The organism is uncultured Adlercreutzia sp. (genome assembly GCA_910585575.1).
Taxonomy (GTDB): Bacteria; Actinomycetota; Coriobacteriia; order Coriobacteriales; family Eggerthellaceae; genus Adlercreutzia.
Window position 1 is genome coordinate 1 of sequence record CAJUFS010000022.1, and the last position, 9355, is coordinate 9355.

Here is a 9355-nt window from a genome sequence, read left to right on the forward strand (position 1 = left end):
GTACGACGACGGCACCATCAAGCAGCTGTGCGAGAAGTGGGGCGAGTACGGGATTAGCATCGACAACTGGGTACTCGTCGATTAATTGCTTTGCAATTAATCGACCTTGACGCTGCGGTTCCGACAGGTCCGGTGTTCCGTTCGCCCTGGCGGGACGAACGTTCACGCCGACGCTGCGGTTCCGACAGGCACCTGGCCTCGCACTTCACCGCTTTCCTTCGCGTACGAAGTACGCTCAGCCGCGGTTCAGCACGATTCCAGGCACCTGTCGCAACCTCGCTGACTTCCTTGGGCGAATTAGTGAGGTTGTAAAAATAAAAATATAAAAGGGAGGGTGAGGCTCTTTTTGGGCCTTGCCCTTTCGGTCGCTTGAGGGCGATGATGAGAGGAAGTGGAGATGGAGTTCTCGGTCATGATGGGGATCCTCATGGAGGGCTTTGCGCTGACGGCGCAGATCTTCGTGATTACCCTGGTGGGCTCGCTGCCCTTGGGCGTGGTGGTGGCCTTGGCGCGCATGAGCAAGTTCAGGCCGTTGGCGTGGATTGCCCAGCTGTACATCTCCATCCTACGTGGCACGCCGCTCATGCTGCAGTTGATGGCCATCATGTTCGGCCCCTACTATCTGCTGGGATTGAACATGGGCTCCGACTGGAAGTTCTGGGCCTGCGCTATCGGCTTCATCCTCAACTACGCCGCCTACTTCGCCGAAATTTACCGCTCGGGCATTCAGTCTATTCCGCGTGGCCAATACGAAGCGGCCAACGTGCTGGGCTACACCAAGGCCCAAACCTTCATGAAGATCATTCTGCCCCAGGTCATCAAGCGCATTCTGCCGGCCATGGGCAACGAGATCATCACCCTGGTGAAGGACACGTCTCTGGCCTTCGTGCTGGGCATCATGGAAATGTTCTCGGCGGCCAAGGCTCTGGCGGCCAGCGAGGTGTCCATGGTTCCCTATGCCATCGCCGCTCTTATCTACTGGGTGTTCTGCCTGGTCATCGAATTTATTCTGAATCGCGTCGAGAAGCGTCTCGATTACTATCACGATTAGGAGGCGTTTCATGGAAAACAAAGCGGTTGTCACCCTCGCACAGGGCAAGAAGGCCTTTGGCGACAACGAGGTGCTGAAGGATATCTCTCTCACGGTAAACAAGGGCGACGTGTTGGCCATCATCGGCCCATCGGGCGGCGGCAAATCAACGCTGCTGCGCTGCCTCACCTTGCTGGAAACCCTGGACTCGGGCGATTTGTCTTACGGCGACCTGGTGGTATGCCAGAACAACGCCGAGGGTCGGGCCGTTTATGGCGGCAAGGACGTCATCGCCCAGGCGAAGACGCGCTTTGGTCTGGTGTTCCAGAACTTCAACCTGTTCCCGCACTACACCGTGCTGCAAAACGTCACCGATGCCCTCATCTGCGTGCAGAAAATGCCTAAGGACCAGGCTCTGGCCCAGGGGCGCGCTCTGCTGGCGAAGATGGGCCTGGCCGATAAGGAGTCCATGGTGCCGTGCGATTTGTCCGGCGGCCAGCAGCAGCGCGTGGCCATTGCCCGCGCCATGGCCATGAATCCGGACGTGCTGTACTTCGATGAGCCCACCAGTGCCTTGGACCCGGAGCTCACCCGCGAAGTGCTCAAGGTTATTCGCGACTTGGCTGCCGAGCGCATGACCATGGTGATTGTGACCCACGAGATGGGCTTTGCCCGCGACGTAGCCGATCATCTCATCTTCATGGACGGCGGCGTCATTGTGGAGCAGGGCCCGGCCAGCGAGGTTATCAACAACCCGCAGCACGACCGCACCAAGGCCTTCCTCTCAAATTACGACCGCGATTAGGGAAGACGAGGCCCATCGCCGTTGCACCGCGAGCCGCGGGCAGCACAAAGCTCTACCTATCTGCAAAAAGGTTAGAGTGTGATACAGTGACGCCCTAGGTTTGTTAAGGCTTGAGAGGCATTGGGAGTGCTATGCAGCGGCTCTTTATCATGGACGATGAGCAAATTGCGGCCGACGCGGTGCAAGAGGTGGTGGCCCGGAGCGCTTTCGCGGATCGCTTCGAAGTGACAGTGGTGCCAAGCATTGAAGAGCTGGAGCGTCGCGTGGCGGAAGGTGACGTTCCCGAAGTATTGCTTGCCGACATCAAGATGGGCGACGGGGAGGCCACGGGCATCGATGCGGTGCGACGCCTGTTTCCCGAAGGGTCGCCAACGCAGGTCATTTACGTCACGGGGTATATCGAATACTGCACGCCCGTTTACGAGACCGAGCATGTTTACTTTCTCACCAAGCCCGTCCAGCCGCAGGAGCTTGAGCGTGCTTTGGCCCGCGCCTTGAAAAACCTCGAGAAGCGCGGCGCATCCGCTCTGACTGTTAAGTTCGGCGGCGACATTGCTTCGGTGCCGTTTGAGGACATCGTGTATCTGGAAAGCAAGAGGCGCAAGGTCGAGGTGCACACGCGCCAGGGGTCTCAGGAAACCTACGCCACCATGGGCCAGGTGATTGAGCAGCTGCCCGACACGTTCTTCCAGTGCCATAAAAGCTTTATCGTAAATTTGGCCCAGGTGTCCAAACTCGATGGCGAGGGGCTGCTTTTGCGCAACGGCGCCAAGGTGCCCGTAAGCCAGCGTCGTCGCCAAGAAACGCGCGAGCGCTTCTTCAACTACCTGGGGAAGGCCTAGGCCTGGGTCATGCAGCGCTTGATGTTCGTGCTGTTCCCGCTCAGCCAGCTGGCCTGCGCGGTGACGGCTTTGGTCTGGATTGTGCAGCTTGGCATGCCCCAGGGATTTCTGTGGCTGGTAATCGGGCTTATGGCGGCGTGCATCCCCGCCGACTGGCTGTTGTTTCGCGAGATGAGGCAGGCCCAAGACGCCGATGTGGCCCAGCGCAAGGTGCAGATGCTGCAAGAACAGGAGCGCATCCAGCAGCAGTATCGCCAGCAGTTGGGCCGTGACCGTCAGGAGATTCGCGCCCTGCGGGCACGGGTGGCCGACGAGCTGCGCCACGCTTCGGACGCGCTGGAGCAGCGCGAGGCCTCAGCGGCCGAGCGTGACATGCAGAAGACGATTGAGCTGATGGGGGAGTCCAGCTATCGGTTGTGCGAGAATCGCTCGGTCGATGCCGTGGCCACCATGAAGGCGCGCGCCTGTGAAGAGGCCGGCGTGCAACCGCAGTTTGCCTTGGAAGTGCCTGAAGAGGTGGCCCTACCGTCCGTGGAGCTCTGCGCCGTGGTAGCGAACTTGGCCGACAATGGCTTGGCGGCAGCTGTGCGCGCCAAAGAGGCGGGCGCGGCCGATGTGTTTTTGTCATTGCGGGTGCGACCGCGCGGCGACTATCTCGTGCTGGAAGCGCGCAATAGCCTGGCACCGGAAGAAGCCCGCTCTGCCACCGAGAAAGTTCGTCGGAAGCGCCCCGCGCATCGCACCTTGGATGAGGCCCACGGTTGGGGCCTGTCCATCATCGAGGGCATCGCCGAGCGCCATGACGGTGATGTTACCTGCGAGGTAGTCGAGGACTGCTTCCGCACCGCCGTGGTCCTGTACGCCCCTCAGCGGACGAAAGCAGTAGGGGGCGAAGCGGCAAAGGACGAGCGCCTATGAGCGACGTGCTGACGGCCTTGGCAGTCTGCGTCGAGCCGCAAAATTTGTTCGTGAACCTTTTCTGCGGGTTTCCCACAGGGCTGATCTACCTCTGGTTCGTCCAAGCTATTTGTCCTCCAAAATCAGATCGGCTGTATTGGGGCGCTAACACAAGTTACTTGCTTGTGCTTGTGCTGTTTAAGCCCCTGTACTCGCCCGCTATGCGCATGGTTGTCGGAGTGACGATTGCTTTCCTGCTGCCCGTCCTTACGACGAGGGGAGGTCTTGCCCGTCGAGCCATAGTTTGCATTTTGTGCATGCTCCTGCAATTTGCCACGGAGTTGGTGGCGGTCTTGATTTGGACGGGACTCACGGGCCTTGGGGCGATGGACAATCAGCTGGCACTTCAGCATGCCGGCGCCTTTCTGTTGGCTATGTCCTCGGGACATCTTATTCTGCTGCCTCTTTTGTTGACGGGGCTAAAGTGTTTGTGCGATCGCTATTTCCCGGAGAAAGCCGACGCCGTTTCAAAAAATGCGGCTCCTCGTTGGCTGCGCAGATTTGTCCTCCTCCCCTTTCTGCAGCTGCTGTTTCTCTATCTTGTTGTCGGTATCACTTTTGACGTGATGAGAGCGCCCTTGAGTTTCGTGCTCGTATCGCTTTCCTTACTTGTCCTGTGCGCGATTGCCGATATTCTTTTGCTGGTTCAGCTTAATCGCTCCATGCGGAAGCGGGAGGCCGACGTAGAGGCTGCCTTGCTAGAAGAACGAGTGGCGGGCTACCTGCAGGACATGGCCGAAGTGCAAAGCCTCCTAAGCGATACCGCCAAGCTCCGTCACGACTTGCGCAACCATCTGGCGGTCGTCCAGCTCATGGCCGCCCGCGGCGAGTACGCCGAAGCAAGAGCCTATCTGGAAGAAGCCAGGGCGGCGGTAGGGGAGTAGGAGCTTGAGGGAGTCCTCGGGAGATGGGCGTTGAGCCGTCTTCCCGCACATTGTTTGTTCCATGAACGCGTGCGTTTGAGACATTGCTATTTCGCGCTGCTTCTCAATTTGGAAAAATAAGCGGGCAGCTTAGATTTAGAAGAGGGCACTCCAAAGAAGGCCGTTCGGCTTTCTCGATCTAAGAAGTTTTCGGTTCCACGATTGAGCGAGGATAGAATGAAGCGAAAGATACTGGCTGGTTGGCTTTCTGTCGTGTTGGCGGTCGGCTTGCTTCCGACCCCGGCAGTGGCAGTGGAGGGCGCTCCTGCGGAATCTGCGTCGGTGTGCTCTGAGATTGCTTCCGGCGATGACGTCGAGAAGAGCAATGCGGTCGCGTCGAGCGTCGCGAGATCAGTTGCTCGAGCGAGCCTGTCGCCGAACAAAGAGCACGGCACGGGCGATATTGGTTCCTACGAGCCGGCGCAGAGTATTCACGATGCCAACTACCAAGGCCGAGCGCGGGCAGCTGCGCTTCCTTCGTCGTACAGCTCGGTCGATCAGGGCAACGTTACGCCCGTGGTAGACCAAGGAAGCTTCGGAACGTGCTGGGCGTTCTCTGCCATTGCTGCAGCGGAGTCCTCCATCCTCAGCCAAGGGCTTGCAGATCAGGTTGATCTCTCCGAGCGTCATCTTGCTTATTTCACCTACCACAAGGCGGCCGACGAGCTTGGTGGGATCACGGGAGATCTGAGCAGTGCGAAGGGGGCCCAGTTTTCTCCAGAATTCGGCGAGTCCAAGGATCCGTACCTCGCGTCAGGCGGCAATAATTACTTCACTATGTTCACGCTTGCGTCGTGGATGGGCGCGACAAATGAAAGCCACGCGCCCTATAGCGAATTGCAAAGCAAATACGACGCTCTTCAAGACTCTCTCGATTACGAAAGCGGGGATTACGTCAATAAGATCAACTCCTTTCTTTCGTCGACGGCGTTGAGTGACGAGGATGCGTTTAACAGCTCTTATCATCTTGAAAATGCTCAGGTGATAGCCATGGAAGATCGCGATGAGGTGAAGCAGGCCATCGTCGATCATGGCGCTGTGGGAGTGAGCTATAACTCAGACGGGAACTTTCTTAATGGGGAAACGAGCTCCTATTTCAATCCCGTGGCGGAGGATACTGATCATGCCGTGGCGCTTGTGGGTTGGGACGACAACTACGACCGCACTAAGTTTGGCGGAGAGGACATTCTGAAAGAGGCAGAAGCCAGCCCGGTGAATGTTGTTTTGGGCAAGCCCGTTGATCTTCAACTGAATGAAGAAGGTGCAGTGTGGTTGCGCTTTACCCCGGAGGCTTCGGGATTCTATGATATCGAGTTCGATTACGTTGGCGAGAATGTCTCGGCTGGCGAAGATGATGCCTCCATGTGGACCTATACTGCGGTCTATCGTAAGGCCATCGAAAACGAACATTTCTACTGTGAAAGTGATGGATATTTTTACTGCAAAAGCGACAGACAATTCTACGGCGAAAAAGATACCACGTATTATGTGTGCATTGACGATGTGACGGATGATGAGGGCAGTCTGACATCCGTCCGTGCGACCATTTGCGAAACGGACGAGAGCGAAGAGCGAGAGGTGCCAAGCCAGGTAAGCCGCGTCCAGGTTGACCGACCGATCTCGCTCTCTGACTCAGTTACCGAGGGAAAATGGCTGGCTTTCACGCCGTCAAAAAGTGGAAGATACACCTTCACCTTTAGCACGGAAGGCACGGTCGATGCCTATATCTACTGTCTGAATAACTACCGCAACTCTCTGAACGAGCGAGCCTACTGCGGAGTGTACATTGGTGATCCCGACAGTAAGTCCTACGTGCTGAAGGCCGGAGCGACCTATTACTTCCATGTGTACCTAGGGAGCGAGTTCGGCGACACGAATACCTTGACGGTTTCTTTCGATGCGCCCGTTGAAAGCGCCAGTGCCGATATCGCGAGCTACAACGAAGACGTCACGCCCGTGCGGCCGGCCAAAAACGGCGCGTGGCTGCTCAAGAACAGCTGGGGTACCGATTCGGGCGACGAGGGATACTATTGGATATCCTACGAGGATGCGACGCTCAACGCGGAGTGGTCAAATGTTTTCGCCTACGAGATGGCCCCGGCAGACAACTACGACCACAACTACCAATACGATGGCACGTCGGGGGCTTGCTACAACGTGCTTCCCTCAGGCGGAAGTATCGCGAATAGGTACGAGGTGAAGGGGAATCCGTCGGGCGGAGAGGCGCTCCGTGCGGTAGGATTGGCCTTGGCGGACGTGAACGTGAGTTACAGTATCCAGGTGTATCTCAATCCGGAAAACGCAGCTGATCCCCTCAGCGGCATACCTGCTTTGAGCGCTCCCGTAAAAGGCACGACCTCTCATGTGGGCTACTACACTGTTGACCTTGGGTGTGATATTGCTCTCGATGAAGGCGATACGTTTGCTGTGGTGGCAACCCTTTCTCATGCTGACGGCTCTCCAGTTAACTACTACGTCGACGCAACATACGAGCTGGATTTTTGCAGTCATGCCAATGCATGCCAAGCAGGTCAGAGCCTCTCTCTTTACCCTGGAGCTTCCCGTTGGTATGACCTTGCGGGCGCGGCTCAAGATGAGCTCGACGAGCCTCGCAGCACGGCGCGGCTTAAGGCGTTCACCAACGACGTTTCCGCTGCAGAGCGGGGGAAGATCTCGCTCTCGGGGGCAGAGGTCGTTCTTGATGGAATCAAAGACGAGAGTGGCCAGAAGCGCGCTACGGTGAAGGTTTCCCTCGGCGGCGCTCCGCTCACCTATGGAGCGCAGTACGTTGCGCAGCAGAACTACAATGCGCAGACGCGGGAAATCAGCGTGACCATTCTGGGACGCGGAGCTTATACGGGAACGAAAACCGTTACTTTCACCGTTCCGAGGACAAGCATCGCCTCTGCTGTCGTTTCGTCTATTCCTGAACAGGCGTACACCGGAAAGCCAATCACTCCTCAGCCCACTGTGACGGCAGGGGGGAAGACGCTCAAAAACGGTAATGACTATGAGCTGTCCTACGAAAACAACGTCAATGTTGGAACGGCCACGGTCATAGTGACAGGCAAGGGCGACTACGAAGGAACAAAGAGGGCAACGTTCCAAATCAAGAAGTCAGCTTCGTCGGGAGGCATTTCTGGCAGTGGAAATTCCTCCACGGTCAAGCCGCAACCGAAGCCGGTGTCTCTCGCGACGGCCACGGTGACGGCTCCCAGCTTGGTCTACTCCGGCAAGGCCCTCAAGCCCAAGGTTGCGGTGAAGGTGGGAGGCAAGACCCTCAGGCTCGGCACGGACTACACGGTGTCGTACGCCAGCAACAAGACCCCCGGCCTCGGGCGCGTCACCGTCACGGGCAGGGGCGCCTACACGGGCACGAAGACCGCCACGTTCAAGATCCTGCCCAAGGGCACCTCGGTGAAGAAGCTGGCCAAGGCCAGGCGCGGCTTCACCGTCAAGTGGAAGAAGCAGGCCAAGCAGGTGGACGGCTACCGCGTCCAGTGGTCCACCGACAAGAAGTTCAAGAAGGGCGTAAAGTCGAAGACCGTGAAGCTGAAGTCGTCGGCGGGCAAGAAGTGCGCGCTGAAGGTGTCCGGGCTCAAGGGCGGCAAGAAGTACTACGTGCGCGTGTGCACCTACAAGGCCGTGAAGGCGAACGGCAAGACGGCGAAGTACTACTCCCCCTGGTCGAAGGCCAAGTCGGTGACCACGAAGAAGTAGGACGTGCGGCCTTCGGGCCATTCGCCGCGGTCGTAAGCGTCGGCGCTCTCTTCCATTTCGCGAAGCTCGGCGTCGGACATCCCGTAAACTGCTTTAAGTTGCTCGTTTGAGATTGCCATTTTCGCCTCCAATGGGATTGCTCTGCGGATAGTGCTCAGAGCTGCCGTGGCATTTGGGCTGCGACAGCTTGGGTTGGTGGGCGTGGTGCGTATCTTGCTGAAGTATATCAGGCCTGCGGTTAGCGAAGAGCGTGCCGCGGGCCCTTCCCCTCTTGCTCTCTGTGCGCCGCAGCGATTTAAAGGAATCTTTTAAGGGCGTTGAAGGTCTGATCGTTCGATTCCCAAACATCGTTTGTTTCGCAAGACCCATCGTTTGTGCCGTCTCTGTTTTCTGGTAGCTATCGCTCTGGAAGAATAACTCAAGATGAGTCAAAAGCTTACCGAAAGAGAACGGAGTGGGGCATGAGCGATCGCCGAGCTTTAGTTGTGCAGCCATTGGCACGAACCTTTGCAATGATTGGCGCAGCTTTGATTTTGGCTTTAGTGCTTGTTGGCGTGGCCGACGGGCAGGCGTATGCTGCAAGTTCTGAGAAAGAGCCGAATGATACGGCGCAGCGGGCTACGGCACTGACGCTGGGCGATCAGTGCTCGGCAACCATCTCGGACTACTCCGACAAGGACTGGTTCAGGGTGACGCTGCCCTCGGCCGGCAAGTTCACCCTCGGCTTCGGCCACACCTACAGCGCAGACTACGGCGGATGGGGCGTCACGCTCTACAGCTCCGACATGTCCACCGAGCTCTACTCCGCCACCTACTACGACAAGAGCACCGGCACGGACTCGTTCACCATGGGGCTGAAGGCGGGCACCTACTACGTGAAGGTGGCGAACTGGACCGGCGCCGTCGGGAAGACCTACACGCTGAAACCCTCGTTCTCGGCGAGCAGCTACTGGGAGGAGGAGGTCAACGACGACATCTACTCGGCCAAGGCCATGAGCCTGGGGTCGGTCTACTCGGGTATTCTCTCGGACTACTCCGACAAGGACTGGTTCAGGGTGACGCTGCCCTCGGCCGGCAA

The 9355-nt window shown here is 57.9% G+C and carries 9 protein-coding genes; 7 read left to right on the forward strand and 2 right to left on the reverse strand.

Going from position 1 to position 9355, the window contains the following annotated elements; translation table 11 throughout:
- Window positions 1-397: 397 nt before the first annotated feature.
- The 6 genes from QZ307_RS04365 (at window position 398) to QZ307_RS04390 (ending at window position 8277) form a co-directional block, all read left to right on the forward strand.
- Complete coding sequence (locus tag QZ307_RS04365; protein ID WP_295996390.1) at window positions 398-1051, forward strand: amino acid ABC transporter permease; 654 nt, start codon at window positions 398-400, stop codon at window positions 1049-1051.
- Between the two features lie 10 nt (window positions 1052-1061).
- Window positions 1062-1835 (forward strand): amino acid ABC transporter ATP-binding protein, encoded by a 774-nt coding sequence (locus tag QZ307_RS04370; protein WP_295996392.1) that lies wholly within the window; start codon window positions 1062-1064, stop codon window positions 1833-1835.
- Window positions 1836-1966: 131 nt separating this feature from the next.
- Window positions 1967-2677 carry a LytTR family DNA-binding domain-containing protein gene (locus QZ307_RS04375; protein ID WP_295996394.1) on the forward strand — a complete coding sequence of 237 codons (711 nt, stop codon included), beginning with the start codon at window positions 1967-1969 and terminating at the stop codon, window positions 2675-2677.
- Window positions 2678-2686: 9 nt separating this feature from the next.
- Window positions 2687-3595, forward strand: coding sequence for a GHKL domain-containing protein (locus tag QZ307_RS04380; protein WP_295996397.1), 909 nt, complete (start codon window positions 2687-2689; stop codon window positions 3593-3595).
- Window positions 3592-4518 carry a hypothetical protein gene (locus tag QZ307_RS04385; RefSeq protein WP_295996400.1) on the forward strand — a complete coding sequence of 309 codons (927 nt, stop codon included), beginning with the start codon at window positions 3592-3594 and terminating at the stop codon, window positions 4516-4518. The genes QZ307_RS04380 and QZ307_RS04385 overlap by 4 nt, the downstream gene beginning before the upstream one ends.
- Window positions 4519-4734: 216 nt before the next feature.
- Window positions 4735-8277: a C1 family peptidase gene (locus QZ307_RS04390; protein WP_295996402.1), complete on the forward strand. Its 3543-nt coding sequence runs from the start codon at window positions 4735-4737 to the stop codon at window positions 8275-8277.
- Here QZ307_RS04390 and QZ307_RS04395 read toward each other — a convergent pair.
- Together QZ307_RS04395 and QZ307_RS04400 are read right to left on the reverse strand one after the other, a co-directional pair.
- The gene (locus tag QZ307_RS04395; RefSeq protein WP_295996404.1) at window positions 8232-8357 is read right to left on the reverse strand and encodes a hypothetical protein; all 126 of its coding nucleotides are present in this window, start codon (window positions 8355-8357) and stop codon (window positions 8232-8234) included. The genes QZ307_RS04390 and QZ307_RS04395 overlap by 46 nt on opposite strands.
- 13 nt (window positions 8358-8370) lie before the next feature.
- On the reverse strand, window positions 8371-8772 hold the full coding sequence (locus tag QZ307_RS04400) for a hypothetical protein (protein WP_295996405.1): 402 nt from the start codon (window positions 8770-8772) through the stop codon (window positions 8371-8373).
- A 17-nt stretch (window positions 8773-8789) separates the two neighbouring features.
- Here QZ307_RS04400 and QZ307_RS04405 point away from each other — a divergent pair.
- Window positions 8790-9355: hypothetical protein (locus tag QZ307_RS04405; RefSeq protein WP_295996408.1), on the forward strand; the 566-nt coding region annotated here is incomplete at its 3' end.

Excerpts from the sequence above, each read along its gene's own strand:
- QZ307_RS04370 (WP_295996392.1), top strand. The coding sequence starts at position 1,062 with ATGGAAAACAAAGCGGTTGTCACCCTCGCACAGGGCAAGAAGGCCTTT.
- QZ307_RS04395 (WP_295996404.1), bottom strand. The coding sequence starts at position 8,357 with ATGTCCGACGCCGAGCTTCGCGAAATGGAAGAGAGCGCCGACGCTTAC.
- QZ307_RS04365 (WP_295996390.1), top strand. The coding sequence starts at position 398 with ATGGAGTTCTCGGTCATGATGGGGATCCTCATGGAGGGCTTTGCGCTG.
- QZ307_RS04385 (WP_295996400.1), top strand. The coding sequence starts at position 3,592 with ATGAGCGACGTGCTGACGGCCTTGGCAGTCTGCGTCGAGCCGCAAAAT.
- QZ307_RS04390 (WP_295996402.1), top strand. The coding sequence starts at position 4,735 with ATGAAGCGAAAGATACTGGCTGGTTGGCTTTCTGTCGTGTTGGCGGTC.
- QZ307_RS04375 (WP_295996394.1), top strand. The coding sequence starts at position 1,967 with ATGCAGCGGCTCTTTATCATGGACGATGAGCAAATTGCGGCCGACGCG.
- QZ307_RS04400 (WP_295996405.1), bottom strand. The coding sequence starts at position 8,772 with ATGGCTGCACAACTAAAGCTCGGCGATCGCTCATGCCCCACTCCGTTC.
- QZ307_RS04380 (WP_295996397.1), top strand. The coding sequence starts at position 2,687 with ATGCAGCGCTTGATGTTCGTGCTGTTCCCGCTCAGCCAGCTGGCCTGC.